We start from the raw sequence: 23,167 nt of genomic DNA, 5'->3' as shown, positions 1-23,167 counted from the left end.
TAAAATTGTAGTATAATATATTTAGTCAAAATGAAAGAGGGGCTTATATGAAAATATTTAAAAAAGTACCATGGGTATCAATTGTATTAGGTTCATTATTATTACTTTATGGATTTATTTCTTATATGGTAGATAAAGGAGTTTTCTCATTAACAACAACGGTTGGAAATATTGTTATTGCAGTTGGATTAATTGTTTTTGCAGTTTTATTTGTACTACCTAAAATAAGTAAAAATGTAAGTAAATTATCAAAAACATTAAGAACAACAGAGTTCATTATTTTATTAGTAGCAGCTATTCTTGGATTTATCTTACCATTATTTGGTGAAAATATCGTTAACTTAGGTAATGGATCACTTTGGTTTGGTATTGCACTTGTTATGGATGGTGGAATTGGATTATACTTAGGTACTGAAGGTAAAGTAAGTGCACGAGGATGGAGATTTTTAGCATATTTTGTATCCACAATTATGGGGACATGGATTTATGCAAAAAACTTTATTGATTCAAACATTAAAATTGCGACATTCGCAGCTCTAGTATTAACTGGGCTATATTTATTAGTTGTAGGATTAATTCATTTAAAAAAACCAAGTAAGGATAGAAAGCAGGAATAAAAATGTCAAAAGAATTATTAAAAAAACTATCTGAAGCAAATGGAGTTCCTGGAAACGAATTTCAAGTTGCTAGATTAATTGAAAAAGAAATTAAACCATTGGTAACAGAAATAAAAAAAGATAATTTAGGTTCTGTTATTGGAGTAAAAGAAGGAAATGGACCACATATTTTAATTGGTGGTCATATGGATGAAGTAGGTTTAATGGTCAAAGGGATTACTAATGAAGGTTTTATTAAGTTTCAAACCCTTGGTGGATGGTATTCACAAGTAATGCTTGCTCAAGAATGGCAAATAACAACTAAAAAGGGAATTGTTATTGGTGTAACAGGATCAAAACCACCACATATTATTCCACTAGAAAAAAGAAAAGAAGCTGCTAACATTGATGATATGTTCTTAGATGTTGGTGTATCTTCAAAAGAAGAAGCAATTAAACTTGGTATTGAACCAGGGAATATGATTACTCCGCTTCAAGAGTTCCGTGAATTAGGTAATAAAAACTATTTATTAGGTAAAGCATGGGACAATAGAATTGGTAGTGCTGTTGTTATTGAAGTTTTGAAAAATTTAAAAGATACAAAACTTGATAATAAATTATTTGGTGCATTTACTGTCCAAGAAGAAGTAGGATTAAGAGGAGCCAAAACAACTTCATATGTTGTTGAGCCACAAATAGCATTTGCAATCGACACAGGGTTTGGGAATGATGTTCCAGGTTCAGTTTCTGAAGAACAAACATTAGGTAAGGGACCACAAATCCTACTTTTCGATGGTGGTTTAATAGCACATCGAGGATTAAGAAAGTTTGTAATTGATATTGCTAAAGAATTAAACATTCCATACCAAGAAGGCGTTATAAATGGTGGAAGAACAGATGCTGGAGAAATGCACTTATCACATAGTGGAGCTGCTGCACTTTCAATTTGTATTCCAACACGCTATATGCATTCACATACTTCGGTAATTCATTATGAAGACTTCCAAAATACGGTTAAACTAATGACTGAAGTATTAAGAAGATTGAATGCTGAAACAGTAAATAAGATTTTATTTGATTTTGAATAATAAAAAAACTTGAAATTATTGACAAAACAATGGAACTGACCCAAACTAATGGGAATGAATAAAAAGAATTTAAACATAATTATTAATCAACCTATAATCAATAGGTGATAAGTAATTAAGTTTCGCTTGTATTCTAGTTTCATTATAAAATTTTATATATTCTATCACAGTTTGTGATACAATTTCATTAGAACTTTGTAGATGGGGTTCTAAATAGAATGTTTCATGCTTCAAGTTACCATGAAAACATTCGATCAAGGCATTGTCAGCAGGATTTCCCTTTCGGGACATACTCATGATGATGCCTTTTTCTTTTACCTTGTATTGATATTGACCTGAAGTGTATACCGAACCTTGATCACTATGTAATATACAATCATCAGTTAGTTCAGGTAATTGATTTAACGTATCAAACACCAGATCTAAGTTTTGTTTGTCCGATATTGTATAAGCGACTATCTCACCATTATATACATCGATAATACTTGATAGATATTGCATTTTTGAACCAAACGGTAAATATGTAATATCTGTTACTAATTTTTCAAAAGGTCTTGTTGCGGTGAAATCTCTATTAATTATATTCTCTACGGTAACTATTGGTTCACCAGTTTTACGATACTTTTTAACTTTAACACGACACTGTGAGTTATGTTTTTGCATATACTTTTGGACTGTATTCTTTGATGCACTGAAATCTTTGTTAATTAGTTGGTGAATTTTTCTATAACCATATCTGAACTTTGTTTTCTTACAAAGTTCAATTATTGCTAATTCTAAATCACTTAAAACATTATCTGATTTGTTGTTTAGCCAGCGATAATAAGTTGATTTACTTACTCCTAATGTATCTAAAATCGTCTTTCTAGTCATTTTATCTTTAAAATGATTAACTACATCAATGACTATTTTTTGATCAATCCTCCCTTCAAACTTATATACTTTTTTAGTATTTTATTTTGTGCCTCGAGTTGTGATAACTTATCATCTGTTGTTAGTTTAGGTCCATGACCAAAACTATACTGTTTACCAATTGGTTGTTTCAATCTATTTAGTTCACCATCCCTAAACCAATACCACCAAGTATAGACTTGAGAATCTGATTTAATACCTAACTTTTCCTTTATAACTTTTACAGGTATACCCTCAGCTTTCATTTCTATTGCTTTAAGTTTTATATCTTCTGTATAAAATGTATTCTTATTTTTAGACATTAAAAAACACCTCCATTAATTTCATTTTACAATGAAACTAATAGAAGTGTATTTTTTTTATTTAGTCCCAACCCTTTGGGTCAGTTCCAATAGTTTCTTTTTTTATTTTGTGGTATTATATGCCTATAATATGTTGTAGGTGATGAAATGTATAATTTGCTTGCTAATGGAAAAGATACCTTTAATATAATATGTGAGTCAATTGATAATGCTAAAAATGAAGTAATAATAAAGATGTTCATATGGCGTGATGATTATGTAGGGAATTTGGTTTTAAAACATTTAATTAATGCAGCAAAACGTAATGTGGATATTACTATATATAAAGATTTATATGGTTCAGTTTTTGAAAAAAGTAGTGATGATAAAGCAAGTTTATTTCATAAAGAAATACCTTGGAAACTTACTTTAAAATCATTTTTTTATGCTAATTCAGGTTATCGTGAGCCTTATACGCTAAATAAAAATAAGCAAGTATATAATGATAATTTGCGAGAACTTTTGTCTTACCCAAACGTTAGTGTTGACACAACATTATCTAAGGATTGTTCATGTTTCTATTTAATTGATCAAAAAGTCCTTACTCTTGGTGGCATGGGTATTGAAGACAGAGAATATGAAGACAATAATGAATATGAAGAAAATCAAAATTATATGATCAAAATTATTGATTTAGAAACAATTAAATTTTTTGAAAAGCGACTTAATGATGATAGTTCATTTGATTTTGAAAAGAAACTAGATTTCATTTTTAATAAAAAAAGAAATATGAAAAAAGTTATGATTGATCTTATTTATAGAACTACTGAAAAAATGTACCTAGTTACTGAGCATTTCGCAAATAAGTCGATACTTAAAGAAATATTAAAAGCTCAAAAAAGAGGAATAAAAATTGAGATTATTACTAATCGAAAGACACGATATCTAACAAATTTGAATCTTAAAATATTAAAAAAATTAGTTAATAAAGATGTTAATGTTTACTTAAGTGATAGACGAATAACAGCAAATACTTTTTTGCTTGATAATAAAGTAATAATAGGCTCTACTCAAATTACTAAAAGAGGAATAAAATTTAGACAATCAGTTATTTCAATTAAAAACGAAAGTATCGTTGATGAATGGTCTTTACAATACAAAATATTAAAATCTAAATGTGTAAAAGCCAAAGTTAAAGATTTTAAGTACTCTAAAATAAAAGCTTTTTTTGAATCAATTTTCAGTTAAATATAAGGCGTTTTACTTTTAAAGGTAATAAATGCCTTTTTTTGTTTCTTTAACAATAAATAAGGTGTAAAATCCCTACCAAATATCATTTAAATATGATATCATAGTAAGGATTATATGAGGTGATTTAAAATGTTATCAACAAATAAGTTGACAGTACAATTAGGAAAAGAAATTTTATTTGAAAATGTTTCAATTAAATTTACAGAAGGTAATGCATATGGCATTATTGGTGCAAATGGAAGTGGAAAATCTACTTTTTTAAAAGTATTATCAAAAGAGATTGAGCCAACACACGGAACAGTATTTATTGAAAGTAGCAGAAGACTTTCCTTTTTAAAACAAGATCATCATGCTTACGATGACTACACTGTTTTAGAAACCGTAATTATGGGAAATACAAAACTATATCAAGTAATGAAAGAAAAAGATGCAATATATGCTAAACCAGACTTTAATGATGAAGATGGAATTAGAGCAGGAAAACTTGAAGAAATTTTTGATCATTTAGGCGGATGGGATGCAGAGTTTGATGCTGCAGTCTTACTAAATGGTTTAGGACTATCAACAGAATATCATTATGAACAAATGGCAAATCTTGATAGTAAACTGAAAGTTAAAGTTTTATTAGCACAAGCATTGTTTGGTAATCCAGATGTTTTATTATTAGACGAACCAACAAACAATTTGGATATAGCAGCGATTAGATGGTTAGAAGAATTCTTGATTGAATTTAAAAATACATTAATTATTGTTTCTCACGATCGATATTTTTTAAATAAAGTATGTACGCATATAGCAGATATTGATTATAAAGAAATTAGACTTTATGCTGGTAATTATGATTTCTGGTATGAATCAAGTCAATTGATGCTTAAACAAGCTAAAGATGCTAATAAAAAATCAGAAGAAAAAATTAAAGAATTACAAGATTTTATTGCAAGATTTAGTGCGAATGCATCAAAATCAAAACAAGCAACATCAAGAAAAAAATTACTTGATAAGATTGAAGTTTCAGAGATAAAGCCATCAACAAGAAGATATCCATATGTTAATTTCCAAGCTTTCAAAAAACTTGGTGATGATATTTTAACAGTTGAAAAACTAACTAAAGAAGAAAATGGGAAAAAACTTCTTAATAATGTATCATTTGTATTAGGTAAAAACGATAAAGTAGCTTTTGTTGGAGACAACGAAAAAGCAAAAACTGCACTATTTGAAATTTTACTAGGCAATGATGCAAATTATTCAGGATCATTTAAATTTGGTGAAACTGTTTCAAAGTCATATTTCCCACGCGATAATTCAAAAATATTTGTTCGAAATGACAAAATCATTGATTGGTTATCAAATTATACTGAAAATAAGGAAGTTGCATTTTTAAGAGGATTCTTAGGAAGAATGTTGTTCTCAGGTGATGATGTGTTTAAAGAGATTAAAGTATTATCAGGTGGAGAAAAGGTACGTGTTTTATTATCTAGAATGATGCTTGAAGGTTCAAACTTAATGATTTTTGACGAACCAACACACCATTTAGATATGGAATCAATAACATCTTTAAATAAAGGTATGAGTTCTTTTGAGGGAGTTGTTTTATTTTCATCGACTGACCATGAGTTAGTTCAAACAACAGCTAACCGTATAATTGAAATTAAAGAAGATGGAACAATCATTGATCAACCAATGACATATGATGAATATCTAGAAATTCAAATGAAGAAATAGAAACAGCTTAGGCTGTTTTTTTATTGACAAAAGTAAATTATGGTTATATAATAGTTGAGTAATCATTCAACTGAAAGGTGGTAATTATGAAGACTTGTGGCGATAATTGTAATTGTACGATATTTCATGAAGATGTTTTAAATGAGGTAGAGGAACAAATATTAAGTAATCAAAAAATTAATGAGATAAGTGATTTTTTTAAAATAATGGCAGATTTTACAAGAGTTAAAATTTTAGAAGCAATTAAAGATCACGAACTATGCGTTTGTGACTTAGGTCATTTGTTAGGTGTAACTAAAAGTGCAGTTTCACATCAAATGAAGACATTAAAGAAATATAATTTAGTTACATCAACAAAAAAAGGAAAAATGGTTTATTATAAACTAAATGATGAAAATGTTTCAACAATCATTAATAGTGTAAATAAATTCATTCAAGGTGAAAAAAATGCGTAAAAGAATAAAAGTAAGCAATATAACATGTACTAATTGTGCCAAAACAATTGAACAACATTTCAATAAAATGACAGATATTAACGCAAAAGTTTTAGTAACATCAAGCGCAGTAATATTCACATATGACGAATCAAAGTATAATGAAGATTTTTTATTTGATCAATTATTACAAATTGGTTATTATGGAATTAAAGATGATGAAAAAGAAAAAAAATCAAAAAGAAAAGATTTAATTGATTTAGTGATTGCAATTATTTTTACTATTCCACTTTTATTTACAATGTTTGAGCATCTTGGAGCCACTTTTATAAAAGTTCCAAGTATTTTCATGAATGGATATTTTCAATGGATAATGGCAACACCAGTTTTATTTATTTCAGGAAGAAGATTTTTTAATGCCACTTGGCATTCAGTTAAAGCAAGAAACTTAGGAATGGATTCTTTAGTTGTTATAGGTACAACAAGTGCATATTTATATAGCATATTTACAACTATCAAGAATCATGGTCATACTCATGATCTTTATTTTGAAACGACAGCAGTAATTATTTTAATGGTCTTAATTGGGAACTATTTTGAAAACAGAATTAAAGCAAAAACAAGTGCGACCCTAACAGGACTCTTAAGCTTAGGTGCTAAGGAAGCGATTGTTATTAGAAATGGAATAGAAGTAACAATTCCAATTGATGATGTAGTAATTGATGATATTGTTATTGTTAAAGGATATGATAAAATCCCTGTTGACGGAATAATCATTGAAGGAAAAACTTATGTTGATGAATCTATGTTAACGGGTGAATCGATGCCAGTTGTTAAAAAACAAGGTGATGAGGTAATAGGATCATCAATGAATATTATGGAAACAATTAAAATAAAAGTTACAAAAATTGGAAGTGAAACAGTTTTAGCGAAAATAATTCAAACTGTTGAAGAAACTTCACTTATAAAACCAAAAGCACAAAGAATTGCTGACAAAATCTCAAGTATTTTTGTTCCAATTGTTGTTATACTAAGTGCTTTAGTATTAATTGGGTATTTAGTTATTTCAAAAGAAACATTTAGTGGAGCAATATCTCCTGCAATCGCTGTTTTAGTAGTTTCATGTCCATGTGCACTTGGACTAGCAACACCAACAAGTATTAGTGTTTCAAGTGGTATGGCATTTAAAGAAGGTGTTTTATATAAAGGTGGAGAATTTTTTGAAATTGCTAATAAAATAACAGCAATCGCATTTGATAAAACAGGAACTCTTACAAATGGTAAACCAAATGTTACAAATTACTTAGGAAATGAAGAGTATTTAAAATATACAGCATCACTAGAAAAACATTCAAATCATCCAATAGCAACTTCAATAACAAAGTATTATAAAGATGAATTTTTAGATGTTAAAAATTTTGAAACGTTAATTGGATATGGAATAAAAGGAATAATTAATAAAAAACAAGTTTATGTTGTTTCAATTAGTTATATTAATGAAAAAAACTTGAAACTAAATAATGAATTTATGGAGTATGAGAAATATCAAGAAGAAGGAAAAACAGTTTTTTTTACAGTTATTGATAATGAAATTGTTAATATGATTGCTGTTGCAGATGAATTGAAACCAAGTTCATTTGCCTTAATCAAAGAGTTAAAAAGAAGAAATATAACTCCATATATGATTACTGGAGATCAAGAAAAAACTGCTAAATATATTGCTGGATTATTAGGTATTGAAAAAATATATGCAAAAGTCTTACCACATGAAAAAGCAAATATTATCCAAGATATTCAAAAACATGAAAAAGTTGTTGCATTTGTTGGTGATGGAATTAACGATGCACCAGCACTAAAAATGGCAGATGTTGGGTTTGCAATTGGAACAGGAGCAGATATAGCAATCGATACTGCAGATGTAACATTAATGAATAATGATTTAAAAACTGTTTTATATGCAATAGATTTATCAAAAGCCACTTTAAGGAATATTTATCTTAACTTTTTTTGGGCTTTCATATATAATATAGTCATGATTCCACTTGCTGCTCTAGGATTGTTTAATCCGATGTTAGCGGGTTTTGGAATGGCATTTAGTAGTATTATGGTTGTATTAAATGCACTTAGTTTAAAATTATGGAAATTTAAATATAGAGAGGAAATAAAAAATGAAAACAATTAAAGTAAATGATATGTCATGTATGCACTGTGTTAAAAAAATTCAAACATCTTTATTAGCAAATGGTGTTGATGGAAATATTGATTTAATGAATCATGAAGTTGAAGTAAATGAAAGAGATATTAATACTGCTGTAGAAGCAATTAAAGCAGCAGGTTTTACACCAGAAATATGATAAGAATTCACGCTGGTAAATTTAAAGGTAATTCAATCAAGCGTGTTGGAATTGATTCAACAAGAGAAACAGCCTCAATGGTTAGAGAGGCTGTTTTTAATAGTCTATACCAAATAAATGGTAATGTACTTGATTTGTTTGGTGGCTCAGGATCATATGGTTTTACAGCTTTATCGCTTGGAGCTAGTGAACTTACATTAGTTGATGTTAATAAAAGAGCCTGTGCAGTTTTAAATGATAATGCATTAAAATTAAATATTTTAAACAATGTGAAAATATACAATAAAGATTATGAAACATTTTTAAAAATAAATACTGAAAAATTTGATTTAGTTTTTTTAGATCCACCATATAACTTTAATAGTTATGATAAACTATTAGAAAAAATTTCAAATCAAACTACAAAAAATGCTAAAATAATTCTTGAAACTGATAAAAAAACTAATATACCAGAAGCATTCAATGATTTTATAATCATTAAAAATAAAACGTATGGAATCAAGAAAATTGTAATCTATAGTAATAATTCTGACTAATTATAAATTATCACTTGTATTTAAGGCGATAATCTAGTAAAATTAAAATGTGTAAGAGGGAGGTAGTTTATATGTTAATATTAGCAGTTGCAACAGGATGGGCTATTGGAATTGGTGCTATCGCTTTGGTGTTAGGACTAGTTGTTGGTTTCTTTTTAGCAAGAGCATGGTTTAAACGTTACTTGGCTAAAAATCCACCAGTTAATGAACAAATGATTCGTGAAATGATGCGTCAAATGGGAAGAACACCATCAGAACGTCAAGTTAAACAAATTTTAAATTCAATGAATCAATATAAATAATGAATGTATGAATACGAGGAAACTCGTATTTTTTATTAATCTTTAATTAAGATTATTTACATAAAACTTAAAAGAATATAAAAAAAATGAGAGTAAATTCTCATTTTTTTATACTAAATTTATTTTCTTCACCGCTTATTAATCTTATAATATTTTGTTTATGTTTTAAAATTATTATTGAAGCCATAAGACCATAAACAATGGCATATTCAATTGGTATGAGTGGTAAACCTGGTGTTGCCATATCTTTCATTATATTAACATTAAAAATTGCGAAGAAGATGCTAACTAAGAAAATTGAAACACCTGTAATAATTGAAGCAAGTGAAACATATTTAGTTATATAAACGATACTAACTAATATAAAAACACCCATTAAAGCTAGTAATGGCGTTAGGAATAAAACCACACCAAATGATGTTGCAACTGCTTTTCCACCTTTGAAATTAAGAAATATTGGATAAATATGACCAATTACAGATATTAAACCGTATATTGCTAAGATGTTAGTTGGATTATCAAAAATATTAACGATGTAATATTGATCTAATTTAAAAATAACTAAAATAGCCATTATGATAATACCTTTTAATGCATCAAAGAATAATGCAAGAAGTCCATATTTGAAACCTAATACTCTTGAAGTGTTTGTCGCTCCAGTGCTGTTTGAACCTAATTTTCTTATATCAATTTTTCTTACAATTTTAGCAATTAGATATCCACTAGGAATTGAACCTAGTAAATATGAAAGAATGCCAAGGATAATTATAATAAGTAAATTCATCTTTAACCCTCCATGCATAATATTATACAATAAAAAAAATAAAAAGAAAGGTTATTTATACAAAGATTAATATTTGAATATAATCTCCTTTTTTGGTATAATATGAGAAACAAAGTAAGTGGTGATTTAATGAGCAAAAAAAATAATGAGTATAATGAGAAATCGATTCAGATCCTAGAGGGTCTAGAAGCGGTTAGAAAAAGACCGGGGATGTATATTGGATCAACGGATGGAAAAGGACTACACCATCTTGTATGGGAAATCGTTGATAATGGTATTGATGAGGTACTTGCCGGTTATGGTAAAGAAATAGAAATAGTAATAAAAAATGATAATAGTATAATAATAACTGATAGTGGACGTGGAGTTCCATATAAAATGCATGAGTCAGGAGTACCAACAACTGAGATTATTTTTACTAAACTTCACGCTGGTGGTAAATTTAGTGAAGATGGTGGATATAAAGTATCAGGAGGTCTTCATGGAGTTGGTTCCTCTGTTGTTAATGCACTATCACAGTTCTTAGAAGTAACCATCCATCGAGATGGTTTTATTTGGCGCCAAAGATTTGAAAATGGTGGTAAAAAGATTGGTAAACTTGAAAAAATTGGAAATACAAATAAGACAGGTACGAGTGTTTGGTTTAAACCAGATCCAAAGATTTTTTCAACAACATTATTCCAATATGATACTATTAAAGAGCGTGTAAGGCAATCAGCATTTTTGATTTCAGGATTAAAAATTACATTAATAGATGAAAGAAATAAAGTTAAAGATATTTTTTGTTACAAAGATGGTATTAAAGAATATGTTGCTTTTATTAACGATGGTAAAGAATCAATTAATGAAACATATTTAATAACATCTAGTTATAAAACAACTAGTAAAAGTGTTATTGAAGTTGATGCTGCTATTCAATTTACAAAGAGTTATAATGAAAAGATTATTTCATTTGTAAATAATGTTAGAACCAATGATGGTGGATCACATGAAGTTGGTTTAAAGACAGGATTAACAAGAGCAACTAATGATTTTGCAAGAAAATATAATTTCTTAAAAGAAAAAGATAGCAATTTAGATGGTTCTGATATTCGTGAGGGAATAACAGCAATCGTTTCTTTAAGAATACCTGAAAATATTTTAGAGTTTGAAGGACAAACGAAAGGTAAACTAGGTACACCAGATGCTAGAACAGCAACAGATGCACTAGTTTATGATTACTTTACAACGTATTTAGAAGAAAATAGAAAGTTTGCTGAAACAATAATTGACCGTGCATTTTCAGCTCAAAAAGCAAGAGAAGCAGCTAGAAAAGCAAGAGAAGCTGCAAGAAATGGTAAAACTAAAAATAAAGGTGAAGTAACATTATCAGGAAAACTTACACCTGCTCAAGGCAAAGATAAAATTCTTAATGAATTATTTTTAGTCGAAGGAGATTCTGCTGGTGGTTCAGCTAAACAAGCAAGAGATCGTAAATTCCAAGCTATATTGCCTCTTCGTGGTAAAGTTGTTAATACTGAAAAAACAAATGTCGAACAAGTTTTAAAGAATGAAGAAATAAACACAATTATCCATACAATCGGTGCGGAATTTGGAAATGATTTTGATGTTAAAAAAGCTAATTACGGTAAAGTAATTATAATGACCGATGCTGATACCGACGGAGCACATATTCAAGTCTTATTATTAACATTCTTTTTTAGATTTATGCAAGATTTAATTAAAGATAATAGATTATATATTGCTCTTCCTCCTCTCTACAAATTAACAAGCGGTAAAGAGATTATTTATGCTTGGAGTAATGAGGAAATGCAAGAATATTTAAGTAAAAAGAATTATACAATTCAACGTTATAAAGGTCTTGGTGAAATGAACGCTAATGAACTTTGGGAAACAACAATGAATCCAGCTAAACGTACACTTATTCAAGTTAATATTGATGATTTAGCGGCTTCAGATAAGAAAATTGAAGTCTTAATGGGTGATAAGGTTGAGCCTAGACGTGATTGGATTGAATCTTACGTTGACTTTGAAGTAGTCGATGATTTTGATATTGAGAAAGGGGAAACTAAATAATGGCAAGTAAAAACATTAAAAAAATTACTGAATATTTAGAAAAAATAGTTAATGAACCCCTAGAACATATAGTTTCAGAGCGCTTTGCAAGATATTCTAAGTATATTATTCAAGATCGTGCATTACCTGATGCCAGAGATGGTTTAAAACCTGTTCAAAGAAGAATTTTATTTGCAATGAATGAACTTGGAATGCAACATAATAAACCATACAAAAAAAGTGCTAGAATAGCCGGTGAAGTTATGGGTAAATACCATCCTCATGGAGATTCAAGTATTTATGATGCTATGGTTAGAATGAGTCAGGATTTTAAAATGCTTGTTCCATTAATTGATATGCATGGTAATAATGGATCAATTGATGGTGATAGTGCCGCAGCAATGCGTTATACAGAAGCAAGATTATCATTAGCAGCTGAGTATTTACTTAAAGATATCGATAAAAAAACTGTTCCATTTGTTCCAAATTTTGATGATGAAGAATTGGAACCAACAGTATTACCAAGTAAATTTCCAAATATTTTAGTTAATGGTTCAAAAGGAATTAGTGCTGGATATGCAACCAACATTCCTCCTCATAACTTAAATGAAGTAGTTAATGCAACAATTGCATTTTTAGATGATGAAGAGATAAGTGATTCGAAACTTATTTCATATATTAAAGGACCTGATTTTCCAACTGGTGGTATTGTTCAAGGAAAAGAAGGTATTAAAGAAGCATTAAAAACTGGTAGTGGCAAAATTATTATCCGTGCTCGTACATTTATTGAAGAAATGGCGAGAAATCAAGAGAGAATTGTTATTACTGAAATACCATATGAATTAAATAAAGCAGAACTTGTTCGCTCAATTGATATGTTAAGAGTTGATAAAAAAATAGATGATATTTTAGAAGTTAGAGATGAAACTGATCAACAAGGAATGAGAATTGCAATTGAACTAAAAAAAGGTGCTGATGCAAACTTTATTTTAAACTATCTATACAAATCAACTGATTTACAAATCTCATATAACTATAATATGACAGCTATCTTGAATAGACGTCCATATCAAGTTGGGGTTAAACCGTTATTAAAAGCTTATATTGACCATCAAAAAGAAGTTATTACTAATCGTTCAAACTTTGAATTAGATAAAGCTAAAAAACGTGAACATATCGTTGAAGGTTTAATTAAAATGGTTTCTGTATTAGAAGAAATTATTAAGATTATTCGTAAATCAAGTAATAAAGCAGATTCAAAAGAAAATATTCAAAAACGTTTTGGATTTACAGACTTACAAGCTGAAGCAATTGTAACACTACAACTATATCGTTTATCAAATACAGATATATTAGCATTACAAGCTGAAGCAGGTGAGTTAGCTAAGAAAATTAGATTCTTAAATGAAATCTTGAGTGATGAACGAGTTTTAAAAGAAGTTATTAAAGAAGAATTGCAATTTAGTAAAGAAAAACTTGGTCAAAAACGTAAAACAACAATTGAAGACGAGATTGAGTCAATCAAGATTGATGAACGTGATCTAATTAGTGATGAGAATGTTATTATTGGTGTTACGAAAGATGGATATGTAAAAAGATCAAGTCTAAGAAGCTATCAAGCAAGTCAAACAATTGGTTTAAAAACTGATGATGGACTTATCTTCCATCGTGAAATATCTAATTTAGATACATTACTAATATTTACAAATTTAGGTAATTACATTTATGTTCCAGTCTATAAAATTGATGATCAAAGATGGCGTGACTTAGGTGTATATATTGGCAATATTGTTCCGGTTGAAGCAAGTGAGCGAATAATATCAGTTATTAATGTTAGAGAATTCAATGAAGATATTAATCTATTACTAGCAACCAAAAATGGTTATATGAAACAAACTAAACTTAAAGATTTCGAAGTTTCTAGATATTCAAAAGCAATTAGAGGTATGAGACTTCAAAAAGATGATGAATTAGTTAGTGTCAATATGAATCAAAAAGAAAATATCATTGGTTTAAGTAAGCAAGGATATGCTCTTAGATTTAAAACTGCTGACTTACCAGAATATGGAAGTTCTGCTGGTGGTGTCCAAGGAATGATGATTAGCGATGATGATGAACTGGTTGAAGCATTTTATGCTTTTGATAGCGATGATTTTGTAATGCTTACAGTTCGTGGTCATATTATCAAGGATAATGTTTCAGAATTAACAGTATATAGTAGAAATCGTAAAGGAATTCGAATTGTTGAAAACTTGAAGAGTAATCCTCATTACATAGTTTCTGCAGCAAGATTATCAAAATATCAAGAAAAAGAAAATGTTAAATCATTACTTACATCAACAAAACAAACATACGAAGTTACTGTTTCAGAATATAAATACAGTTATAATAAGTATGGTAAGAAAATGTTTGATGAAAATGTTGAAAAAGGATATAAAATCTTTATAGAAGATGCTATTGATGAAGTACCGGTAGTTATCAAAAAAAAGCCTGAAAAGATTATTTTTGATGAAATAAATGCTGTAGTTGAAGAAGAAAAAATTATAAATAAAAATAAAAAAATTCATCTCTCAAGATTAGATTTATTTGAAGATGATTAAAAGGAGGAAATGAATGATAAATGTTACTGTGAATGAAAAAAAATTTGAGTACAGTGTTCCACCAACACTTGAGGAAGTTGCAAAAGATGCTAAACTAAACAATGTTTTAGCGGCAAATGTTAACTCAAGATTACGTGAATTGAATTATGTGTTAAGTGACGATGCTGATGTTAAATTTTTAGGATATGATTCTAGTGATGCAGTTAGAATTTATGAAACAACTCTAAGATATGTAATTGCTAAAGCTGTTCATAATTTATATCCGAAATCAGAAGTTAAATTTAGTTATAGTGTATCTAGATCTATCCTAGCTGAAATTGATGGGCTTGGTTTTCCATTAGATGATGATATTCTTTTAGCTATTAAAACAGAAGTTGATCGAATTATTAAAACAAATTATAAAATCGAACGAAGAAGAATTTCTGTTGGTGAAGCAACACGCCTATATACTAAATTTAATATGCACGATAAAGTGGAAATTTTAAAATATCGTGAAGAAGAATATGTTAACCTTTATGAATGTGATGGGTATTATAACTATATGTTTGGTTATATGTTACCTGAAACAGGTTATTTAAAGACTTACAATATGTTTTTATATAATCCAGGGTTCTTAATTCAATATCCAAGAGCAGAATTTGGTGGTAAAATCCCAGAGTTTATTGATGAACCAGTATTTGGTGGTGCATTAAGAAAAGTTGCTCAATGGGGGCAAACAATCGGTGGAAACACGATTCCAGCAATTAATAGTTTCTCAAAAACACATCACGATTTAGTTGATTTTGTCAATATGTGTGAAACTAAACATAATCAACAACTTGTTGAATTAGGAAAATTAATTAGTGATAATAAAGATGATATTAGATTAATTGCAATTGCTGGACCTTCATCAAGTGGTAAAACAACTTTTTCAAATAGATTACGTATCGAATTAAAAACAAGAGGTATAAAACCAATCATGATTTCAATTGATGATTACTATTTAGGTAAGCATCAAGCACCAAAAAATCCTGATGGTTCACCAGATTTAGAACATATTAATGCATTAGATGTTGAATTATTCAACAAAGATATGGCAGCTTTAATTAGAGGCGAAGAAGTTGAATTACCTAAATTTAATTTCTCAAAGAATGCTCGTGAAAAAGGTAAAAAAGTTAAAGTTAAACATGATGAAATAATTATTATTGAAGGTATTCATGCTCTAAACAGTTTACTTACAAAGAGCATTCCAAATCATCAAAAGTTTAAAGTTTATATTGCTCCACAAACTCAACTTCATATTGATAATCAAAACCCAATTTCAATTACAGACTTAAGATTATTAAGAAGACTAGTTAGAGATCAAAAATATCGTAATTCTAGTGCTGAAGATACATTTGATATGTGGCCAAGTGTTAGAAAAGGTGAATTCAAATGGATTTATCCATACCAAAAAGAAGCTAACTATGTCTTTAATAGTGAATTAACATATGAATTTGGTGTTTTAAAAAAACATGCGGTTAAACAATTGAGATCAGTTGAATCAAGTAGTAAACATTTTATTACAGCAAATAGATTATTGAAATTCTTAAAATACTTTAAAGATATTGAAGATGAACTGGTTCCTGTTAATTCTCTTTTACGTGAATTTATCGGTGGATCTAGTTTCGCTGAGTAATAATGAAAGCATTAGCAAATATCAATAGACTACAAGTTCGTAATGAAACATTAATGTTATTACTTGATCTTTATGAATCAAAAGGAAAAACTTTTTACTATGATGATTTGTTTAGTAAAGAAATTGATGCTTTTACTAATAACACCCTTGAGAAGGATGTTACTGAACTTGTTAAAATATTGAAAATAGATTTAACTGAAGCAAGAATTAAATTATGTTCTAAAAGAGATTTTGTTCCAAAAAATAAAGACGAGCAATTATTATTAAATGTTAAGAGAATTGTTGATCGAATTCAAAAAAGTTATAATAGTTTTGAACTTATTACTAACGAGGCACAAGAATTATCAAAAATGTTAGGTAAAGACCATACAAGTATCAATTGGACTAAAAACAAAATTGATGAGGGCGGTTTATTAGCTTCTAATAAGTTTCGTTTAACAAGAGAAGATTTAGAACAATTAATAGTTCAATATAAAAAACTTGTTAAAGAAAAAAAATATGAATTAACGACATTAATAACTAACTTTTATGTTGATTTTATTAACATGAAAATATTTGATAATTACAATGAACTGATTGCTTTAATGTTGTTATATACAATGCTTTTTCAAACTTTCCCTATATTTAAATATGTTTCATTTTTTCATTACTTTGCTAAATATCAAGAGCCATGGCAATACGCATTAAATCAAGCCAACTATAATTGGGCAAGTCAGTTTTCACAAACTGATAATTTAACGGAAATTGTTTATAAGATCTTAATGGATAGTTATAATGAAATAGATGAAATTGCACATCAATATGAGTTTGAACGGAATTTAAATAAATCTGATAATTTGGAAAATACTATTTTAAAATTCAAAAGATTATTTTCAAAAGAAGATTTACGTGAAGCGCATCCGACAGTTAGTGATTCTACAATTAATAGAACCCTTCAAAGATTACGTGATGAAAGAAAAATAATGCCAATTGGAAGTGGAAGAAGTTCTAAATGGCAAGTATTAGTTGATCAAGAAAAGGATTTTTCACAAATTTCCATCTTTGATGAATAAATAAGATTAAAAGATTTCTATTAATTTAGGAATCTTTTATTATATATAAATGTTTAAACAAGGAGTAATATTATGCTAATAAAACTAGTGAAAGATATTGATAAAAATGAATATCCATATAGTACAATAGCGTTTAAATCTTTAGATTTAAATGCACCTGTTGTGTTTTTCACAGGTGAAAATGGATCTGGGAAATCAACGATATTAAGAATAATAAGTCAATTAACAAATAGTATTAATGTTTCTAAAAATATTGATTATAGATTTGAAAAGTATAAGGGATTTTCTGTTTCATGGAATACTAAGTTAAAGCGAGGTTATTATTTTCAAAGCGAAGATTTTTATACATTTTTAAGTTGGATTGAAAAAGAAGAACAAGAAAATAAGGATTTGTTGAATCAATCAATAAAAAAACATGGAAATAGAGAGTCATTCGGGAAAATACTAGAAATTGGATTGCATGAAGGAAATGTTGAAAAAATGAAGTCGATGGTTTCCAAGTTTAAGATGGCATCACATGGAGAAGGTTATATAAGTTTTTTTTCTTCTAAACTTAGAGGCAAGACTCTCTATTTATTAGATGAACCAGAAACACCGTTATCATTTCAAAATCAACTAACCTTAATTTCACTAATAAAAAAATATGTTGATGAAGGTAGTCAGTTTATTATTTGTACGCATTCACCAATATTATTAGCATATCCAAATGCATTAATATATCATTTTTCAGATAAAATTAGCATTACTGAGTATGAAAATCACCCAATAGTTAGAGATTATACATCGTTTTTAAGTTCACCTACACGGTATATGAAGTATTTGTTTGATGAAGAAGAATGAATATGATCTCATAAGTAATTAAGGACTTCTACTAATATTTAGAAGTCTTTTTATTTTTATAATCAATACTATTGACAACCTTATACTATGCATTGTATAATATTATGCGTAAGGAAGCAGGTGGGATGTTTGCAGGTGCAATTAAAAAAGGGTGTTATTGAAATTTATGTACTAGCTGAACTTTCAAAAAAAGAATCATATGGTTACGAAATAGTTTCAAATCTTTCAAAATATATTCTAATATCAGAATCAACATTATATCCAATATTAAGAAGACTAGAAGAAGCTGATGAATTGGAAACATATAATGTTATTCATAATGGAAGAAATAGAAAATATTATAAGATAAAACCAAAAGGAATAGATCATATAAATGAGTTTGTAACATCATGGGAAGAAATCATGATTACATATCACAAGATTGTGAAAGGTGAATGAAATGAAAAAAATTATTAAAAAAATTGAGCATGAGCTCAGAGGTTTAAGAAGTGAAGAGAAAGAAGATATTATTTCATATTATGTTGAAATGATTAATGATAGACTTGATAATGGTGAAAAACTTGAAGATATAGAAAAAACGATTGAGTATAGTGAAATAAGAAAAAATTATTATCCGAAAACAATTAATGAAAGGGAAAATAAAACAGTAAATGATAGCTTGAAAACATCAGGAAAATTATTGTTATATTTGTTTGCTAGTCCTTTACTAATTCCAATTGGATTGGTTTATTTAGTAATAATAATTGTAATGTATATTTTAATATTATCAAGTATCATTGTTATGGTGGCTGTCCCATTTGGATTGGTAGCTTATATAATTGGACTGTTTAGAGATAAGATTGAAATAGGAAATTTATTGATTTCAAGTGGTGTTTATATGGTTGTAATGTCAATATTAGTTGTTATTTTCTATAATATTATGAAATGGTCAGTTAAAGTTAATAATGCACTAATAAAAGTTTTTAGTCGTAAAGTCTTAAAAAGAGGTGAAAAATAATGAAGATATTTAAAGCAATCATACTATTTGGGTTTATTATTGGGGCCCTTTTAATTGTTATTGGATTTGTAGCAGGTGGAAGCATTAGTGGTGTTAAAGATGTTTTTGTTTGGGATTCCAGATACGTAAAACAAGAAAATTATTTAATTGATAATTCAGTGAATGAAATTGAAATCAATAGTGATTCAAGAAATATTAAGATTAATAAAACTGATGAAAAGAATAGTTTTATCGAATATTATTTATATGAAAATAAAGAAACAATTGGATTTGAATTAAATAACAATAAACTAAGTATTAAACAAAAAGATTCAAGATTTAAATTTCCTTGGGTTTCAATTGGTGGAGCTACTAAAAAAGTAAGCACAATTATTGTTAATTTGACTAATGATGATGTTAAGAAACTTAAATTAACTACAAGTTCAGGCTCTGTTGAACTAGAAAATATTAAAGCAGATTTCTTAGATATTAAAATTAATTCAGGAAGTCTAAAGATTGAAAATGGTGTATTAAATAATACAAATGTTTCAATTGATTCAGGAAGCACAACTATTACAAAGTTAACTACAAATAGTGCTAAATTTGATGTTGATTCGGGAAGAGTGAGTATAGCTGAAATCTTTGGTGAAATATTAGATATTAATATCGATAGTGGTTCAATAAGAATTACTGATAATAATATAAAAAAGAATAAATTTAAAATTGATAGTGGTAGTATTAGGGTAACAGATAAAAGAGAAAAAAATAAAATTGGATATAAAGCAAAGACGTCAAGCGGATCAATTAAAGTCTTTGGTGAAAAGTATAATGAACTATCTGATAGATTAGAATTATTTGAAATTATATATGAAATTAATATTAGTAGTGGAAGTATCACGATAAGTTAAAATTTAGAGATAACGATAAAAAGTTATCTTTTTATTTTTTGTAATCCCTTTCATTTTTTTGAAAAACGTTTTCTCGCTTTAAGAAAACGTTTACTTTCTAAAAGTAGGTGCAATTCCTTTGATTTTTTTGTATTATATATGCATAGAAACAACAATACAAATCGAAAGGAAAATTTAATATGAAAGAAGATACTTTAGTTAAAAATGAAGTAGATCAATTAGTTGATCAAGCTAAATTAGCTCTTGACGAATTTTTAAAATTAAGTCAAGAACAAGTAGATTTTATTATTGCAAAAGTTTCAGTTGCTGCACTTGATGCACATGGAGTTTTAGCGAAACTTGCAGTAGATGAAACAAAAAGAGGTGTATTTGAAGATAAGGCAACTAAAAACTTATTTTCTGTAGAATATGTTGTTAATCACATTAGACATTTAAAAACTGTTGGTGTGATTAGTAATAATGAAGTAACAGGAATTAAAGAAGTAGCAGAGCCAGTTGGGGTTATTTGTGGTATTACACCAGTAACTAATCCAACATCTACAGCAATCTTTAAAAGCTTGATTGCTTTAAAAACTAGAAATCCAATTATTTTTGCATTTCATCCTAATGCTCAACAATGTTCTAAAGCAGCTGCAAAAGTTGTTTATGATGCTGCTGTTGCTGCAGGTGCACCAAAATATTGTGTGCAATGGATTGAAAATCCTTCAATGGAAAATACTAATAATTTAATGAAACATGAAGATGTTGCAACTATTCTTGCAACTGGTGGAAATGCAATGGTTAAGGCTGCTTATTCTTGTGGTAAACCAGCACTTGGTGTAGGGGCAGGAAATGTACCAGTATATATTGAAAAAACTGCTAATCTAAAACAAGCAGTAAACGATATTGTTTTATCAAAATCATTTGATAATGGAATGATTTGTGCATCAGAACAAGCATGTATCATTGATAAAGAAATCTATACTGAAGCGGTAAATCGATTTAAACAATTTGGTGTATATTTCTTAAATAAAGAAGAAAAAGTGAAAATCGAAAACTTATTATTTCCAGATGGAAAAACATTAAATGCCAAAATTGTTGGTCATAATGCAGTTAGCATTGCAGCAGATGCAGGAGTTAAAGTTCCTGAATCAACAGTAATTTTAGGTGCTGAATGTAGTGAAGTTTCTGAAAAACAACCACTTACAAGAGAAAAATTATCACCAGTTTTAGCATTCTTAAAAGCTAAAGATACTAAAGATGGAATTGATTTAGCAGAAAAAATGGTTGAATTTAATGGATTAGGACATAGTGCAGTTATTCATACTGAATCTGAAAAAATTGCTGAAGAATTTGGACTAAGATTAAAAGCAATCCGTATTATTTGGAACTCACCAGCAACTTTTGGAGGTATTGGTAATGTTTATAATCGTTTTATACCTTCATTAACTTTAGGATGTGGTTCTTATGGAAAAAACTCTGTTGGAGATAATGTTAGTGCAGTTAATTTACTAAACATTAAAAAAATTGGGAGAAGAAAAAATAATATGCAATGGTTCAAAGTTCCTTCTAAAATTTATTTTGAAAAAGATGCAATCGAATATCTTCGTCAAATGCATGATGTTGAAAAAGTAATCATAGTTACAGATAGAATGATGGTTGATTTAGGATATGTTCAAAAAGTTACAGATCAATTAGCACTTAGAAGAAATAAAGTTAGTGTACAATTATTCTGTGATGTAGAACCAGATCCATCAATTGAAACAGTTAGAAAAGGTTATGAGTTAATGCGTTCTTTTGAACCAGATACAATAATCGCAATCGGTGGTGGTTCACCAATGGATGCTGCAAAAGCTATGTGGTTATTCTATGAACATCCAGAGGTAGATTTTAATGACTTGAAACAAAAATTTATGGATATTAGAAAACGTGCATTTAGATATCCTGAACTTGGAAAGAAGACTAAACTTGTTTGTATACCTACAACTTCAGGAACAGGTAGTGAAGTAACACCATTTGCAGTTATTACTGATAAAAAAGATAATAAAAAATACCCTCTTGCTGACTATTCATTAACACCTACGGTTGCAATTGTTGACCCAGCATTAACTTTAACACAGCCAAAAAGTGTTACAGCAGATACAGGAATGGATGTCTTAACTCATGCAGTTGAAGCATACGTATCAACACTTGCAAATGATTATACAGATGCGCTTGCACTTGGAGCGATTAAGATTGTATTTGAATATTTAAAAGAATGTGTTGATAATGGAAGTAATTTCCACGCAAGAGAAAAAATGCATAATGCCTCAACAATGGCAGGTATGGCATTTGGTAATGCATTCTTAGGTATTTCACATTCTATGGCACATAAAGTTGGTGGATTATTCCATGTACCTCATGGTAGAATAAATGCAATTTTATTACCATATGTAATTAGATATAATGGCGTTAAACAAGGAAAACTTGCAACATGGCCAAAATATAATTACTATCATGCAGATGAAAAGTACTATGATTTAGCACTTGCAATCGGACTAAAACCTAAAACTGTTGAAGAAGGTGTTGCAATGTTTGCAGATGCTTGTTATGAACTTGGAAAATCACTTGGAATTAAGATGAATTTCAAAGATCAAAATGTTTCAGAAGAAGAATACTTAGCAAATACAGAAAAATTAGCATTCTTAGCCTATGAAGATCAATGTAGTCCTGCAAATCCAAGATTACCACTTGTAAGTGAAATGGAAAAAATCTTAATTGCTGCGTATTACGGAAATAAAATTTAAAAATATATTATAATTAAGTCACTGTTAAACAGTGGCTTTTTTTTGGAGGTATAT

At 28.5% G+C, this 23,167-nt stretch carries 20 protein-coding genes; 18 read left to right on the top strand and 2 right to left on the bottom strand.

Features of this window, described 5'->3' with window-relative positions:
- The first annotated feature begins 47 nt into the window (after positions 1 to 47).
- Entirely contained in the window at positions 48 to 617 is a 570-nt protein-coding gene (locus EXC62_RS06170) for a hypothetical protein (RefSeq protein WP_026391127.1), read from the top strand.
- Between the two features lie 2 nt (positions 618 to 619).
- Positions 620 to 1,684: a M42 family metallopeptidase gene (locus EXC62_RS06165; protein ID WP_035375920.1), complete on the top strand. Its 1,065-nt coding sequence runs from the start codon at positions 620 to 622 to the stop codon at positions 1,682 to 1,684.
- Between the two features lie 69 nt (positions 1,685 to 1,753).
- Here the strand turns inward: EXC62_RS06165 and EXC62_RS06160 are convergent.
- A protein-coding gene (locus EXC62_RS06160) for an IS3 family transposase (protein WP_129747528.1) occupies positions 1,754 to 2,898 on the bottom strand; the annotation gives its coding sequence in 2 pieces (ribosomal slippage) (positions 1,754 to 2,598 and positions 2,598 to 2,898; 1,146 coding nt in all).
- Between the two features lie 147 nt (positions 2,899 to 3,045).
- Between EXC62_RS06160 and EXC62_RS06155 the strand changes: the two genes are divergently transcribed.
- From EXC62_RS06155 to EXC62_RS06125, 7 genes are all read left to right on the top strand, one after another.
- On the top strand, positions 3,046 to 4,125 hold the full coding sequence (locus tag EXC62_RS06155; RefSeq protein ID WP_026391123.1) for a phospholipase D-like domain-containing protein: 1,080 nt from the start codon (positions 3,046 to 3,048) through the stop codon (positions 4,123 to 4,125).
- A 132-nt stretch (positions 4,126 to 4,257) separates the two neighbouring features.
- Entirely contained in the window at positions 4,258 to 5,850 is a 1,593-nt protein-coding gene (locus tag EXC62_RS06150) for an ABC-F family ATP-binding cassette domain-containing protein (protein ID WP_026391122.1), read from the top strand.
- Positions 5,851 to 5,936: 86 nt separating this feature from the next.
- Positions 5,937 to 6,305 carry an ArsR/SmtB family transcription factor gene (locus EXC62_RS06145; RefSeq protein ID WP_035375919.1) on the top strand — a complete coding sequence of 123 codons (369 nt, stop codon included), beginning with the start codon at positions 5,937 to 5,939 and terminating at the stop codon, positions 6,303 to 6,305.
- Positions 6,298 to 8,466 carry a heavy metal translocating P-type ATPase gene (locus tag EXC62_RS06140; protein WP_052590096.1) on the top strand — a complete coding sequence of 723 codons (2,169 nt, stop codon included), beginning with the start codon at positions 6,298 to 6,300 and terminating at the stop codon, positions 8,464 to 8,466. Before EXC62_RS06145 ends, EXC62_RS06140 begins: the two co-directional genes overlap by 8 nt.
- Positions 8,453 to 8,638: a heavy-metal-associated domain-containing protein gene (locus EXC62_RS06135; protein ID WP_162140320.1), complete on the top strand. Its 186-nt coding sequence runs from the start codon at positions 8,453 to 8,455 to the stop codon at positions 8,636 to 8,638. Before EXC62_RS06140 ends, EXC62_RS06135 begins: the two co-directional genes overlap by 14 nt.
- Positions 8,635 to 9,174 (top strand): 16S rRNA (guanine(966)-N(2))-methyltransferase RsmD, encoded by a 540-nt coding sequence (rsmD, locus tag EXC62_RS06130; RefSeq protein WP_026391120.1) that lies wholly within the window; start codon positions 8,635 to 8,637, stop codon positions 9,172 to 9,174. The genes EXC62_RS06135 and rsmD overlap by 4 nt, the downstream gene beginning before the upstream one ends.
- Before the next feature lie 71 nt (positions 9,175 to 9,245).
- Complete coding sequence (locus tag EXC62_RS06125) at positions 9,246 to 9,476, top strand: YneF family protein (RefSeq protein WP_035375918.1); 231 nt, start codon at positions 9,246 to 9,248, stop codon at positions 9,474 to 9,476.
- 100 nt (positions 9,477 to 9,576) lie between these two features.
- Here EXC62_RS06125 and plsY read toward each other — a convergent pair whose 3' ends face one another.
- Positions 9,577 to 10,260, bottom strand: coding sequence for a glycerol-3-phosphate 1-O-acyltransferase PlsY (gene plsY, locus EXC62_RS06120; RefSeq protein ID WP_162140319.1), 684 nt, complete (start codon positions 10,258 to 10,260; stop codon positions 9,577 to 9,579).
- Between the two features lie 129 nt (positions 10,261 to 10,389).
- Between plsY and parE the strand changes: the two genes are divergently transcribed.
- The 9 genes from parE (at position 10,390) to adhE (ending at position 23,113) form a co-directional block, all read left to right on the top strand.
- Positions 10,390 to 12,336, top strand: coding sequence for a DNA topoisomerase IV subunit B (gene parE, locus EXC62_RS06115; RefSeq protein ID WP_035375916.1), 1,947 nt, complete (start codon positions 10,390 to 10,392; stop codon positions 12,334 to 12,336).
- Positions 12,336 to 14,915, top strand: a complete 2,580-nt coding sequence (parC, locus tag EXC62_RS06110) for a DNA topoisomerase IV subunit A (RefSeq protein WP_035375915.1) — start codon at positions 12,336 to 12,338, stop codon at positions 14,913 to 14,915. Before parE ends, parC begins: the two co-directional genes overlap by 1 nt.
- A 13-nt stretch (positions 14,916 to 14,928) precedes the next feature.
- Positions 14,929 to 16,572, top strand: coding sequence for a nucleoside kinase (locus tag EXC62_RS06105; RefSeq protein ID WP_052590094.1), 1,644 nt, complete (start codon positions 14,929 to 14,931; stop codon positions 16,570 to 16,572).
- Positions 16,573 to 16,574: 2 nt separating this feature from the next.
- On the top strand, positions 16,575 to 17,624 hold the full coding sequence (locus tag EXC62_RS06100) for a hypothetical protein (protein ID WP_026391115.1): 1,050 nt from the start codon (positions 16,575 to 16,577) through the stop codon (positions 17,622 to 17,624).
- Positions 17,625 to 17,696: 72 nt separating this feature from the next.
- Positions 17,697 to 18,464, top strand: coding sequence for an AAA family ATPase (locus EXC62_RS06095; RefSeq protein ID WP_162140318.1), 768 nt, complete (start codon positions 17,697 to 17,699; stop codon positions 18,462 to 18,464).
- 129 nt (positions 18,465 to 18,593) lie between these two features.
- The gene (locus tag EXC62_RS06090; protein WP_162140317.1) at positions 18,594 to 18,902 is read left to right on the top strand and encodes a PadR family transcriptional regulator; all 309 of its coding nucleotides are present in this window, start codon (positions 18,594 to 18,596) and stop codon (positions 18,900 to 18,902) included.
- A 1-nt stretch (position 18,903) separates the two neighbouring features.
- A complete protein-coding gene (locus tag EXC62_RS06085; RefSeq protein ID WP_026391112.1) occupies positions 18,904 to 19,461 on the top strand; it encodes a DUF1700 domain-containing protein in 558 nt (185 codons plus the stop codon).
- On the top strand, positions 19,461 to 20,348 hold the full coding sequence (locus EXC62_RS06080; protein WP_026391111.1) for a DUF4097 family beta strand repeat-containing protein: 888 nt from the start codon (positions 19,461 to 19,463) through the stop codon (positions 20,346 to 20,348). The genes EXC62_RS06085 and EXC62_RS06080 overlap by 1 nt, the downstream gene beginning before the upstream one ends.
- A gap of 179 nt (positions 20,349 to 20,527) precedes the next feature.
- On the top strand, positions 20,528 to 23,113 hold the full coding sequence (adhE, locus tag EXC62_RS06075) for a bifunctional acetaldehyde-CoA/alcohol dehydrogenase (protein WP_026391110.1): 2,586 nt from the start codon (positions 20,528 to 20,530) through the stop codon (positions 23,111 to 23,113).
- Positions 23,114 to 23,167: the final 54 nt, after the last annotated feature.

Origin of the sequence: Haploplasma axanthum (assembly GCF_900660745.1) — a bacterium.
Classification (GTDB): domain Bacteria; phylum Bacillota_I; class Bacilli_A; order Acholeplasmatales; family Acholeplasmataceae; genus Haploplasma; species Haploplasma axanthum.
This window is presented reverse-complemented; position numbering and strand designations above follow the sequence as displayed.

Excerpts from the sequence above, each read along its gene's own strand:
- EXC62_RS06170 (WP_026391127.1), top strand. The coding sequence starts at position 48 with ATGAAAATATTTAAAAAAGTACCATGGGTATCAATTGTATTAGGTTCA.
- EXC62_RS06165 (WP_035375920.1), top strand. The coding sequence starts at position 620 with ATGTCAAAAGAATTATTAAAAAAACTATCTGAAGCAAATGGAGTTCCT.
- EXC62_RS06155 (WP_026391123.1), top strand. The coding sequence starts at position 3,046 with ATGTATAATTTGCTTGCTAATGGAAAAGATACCTTTAATATAATATGT.
- EXC62_RS06150 (WP_026391122.1), top strand. The coding sequence starts at position 4,258 with ATGTTATCAACAAATAAGTTGACAGTACAATTAGGAAAAGAAATTTTA.
- EXC62_RS06145 (WP_035375919.1), top strand. The coding sequence starts at position 5,937 with ATGAAGACTTGTGGCGATAATTGTAATTGTACGATATTTCATGAAGAT.
- EXC62_RS06140 (WP_052590096.1), top strand. The coding sequence starts at position 6,298 with ATGCGTAAAAGAATAAAAGTAAGCAATATAACATGTACTAATTGTGCC.
- EXC62_RS06135 (WP_162140320.1), top strand. The coding sequence starts at position 8,453 with ATGAAAACAATTAAAGTAAATGATATGTCATGTATGCACTGTGTTAAA.
- rsmD (WP_026391120.1), top strand. The coding sequence starts at position 8,635 with ATGATAAGAATTCACGCTGGTAAATTTAAAGGTAATTCAATCAAGCGT.
- EXC62_RS06125 (WP_035375918.1), top strand. The coding sequence starts at position 9,246 with ATGTTAATATTAGCAGTTGCAACAGGATGGGCTATTGGAATTGGTGCT.
- plsY (WP_162140319.1), bottom strand. The coding sequence starts at position 10,260 with ATGAATTTACTTATTATAATTATCCTTGGCATTCTTTCATATTTACTA.
- parE (WP_035375916.1), top strand. The coding sequence starts at position 10,390 with ATGAGCAAAAAAAATAATGAGTATAATGAGAAATCGATTCAGATCCTA.
- parC (WP_035375915.1), top strand. The coding sequence starts at position 12,336 with ATGGCAAGTAAAAACATTAAAAAAATTACTGAATATTTAGAAAAAATA.
- EXC62_RS06105 (WP_052590094.1), top strand. The coding sequence starts at position 14,929 with ATGATAAATGTTACTGTGAATGAAAAAAAATTTGAGTACAGTGTTCCA.
- EXC62_RS06100 (WP_026391115.1), top strand. The coding sequence starts at position 16,575 with ATGAAAGCATTAGCAAATATCAATAGACTACAAGTTCGTAATGAAACA.
- EXC62_RS06095 (WP_162140318.1), top strand. The coding sequence starts at position 17,697 with ATGCTAATAAAACTAGTGAAAGATATTGATAAAAATGAATATCCATAT.
- EXC62_RS06085 (WP_026391112.1), top strand. The coding sequence starts at position 18,904 with ATGAAAAAAATTATTAAAAAAATTGAGCATGAGCTCAGAGGTTTAAGA.
- EXC62_RS06080 (WP_026391111.1), top strand. The coding sequence starts at position 19,461 with ATGAAGATATTTAAAGCAATCATACTATTTGGGTTTATTATTGGGGCC.
- adhE (WP_026391110.1), top strand. The coding sequence starts at position 20,528 with ATGAAAGAAGATACTTTAGTTAAAAATGAAGTAGATCAATTAGTTGAT.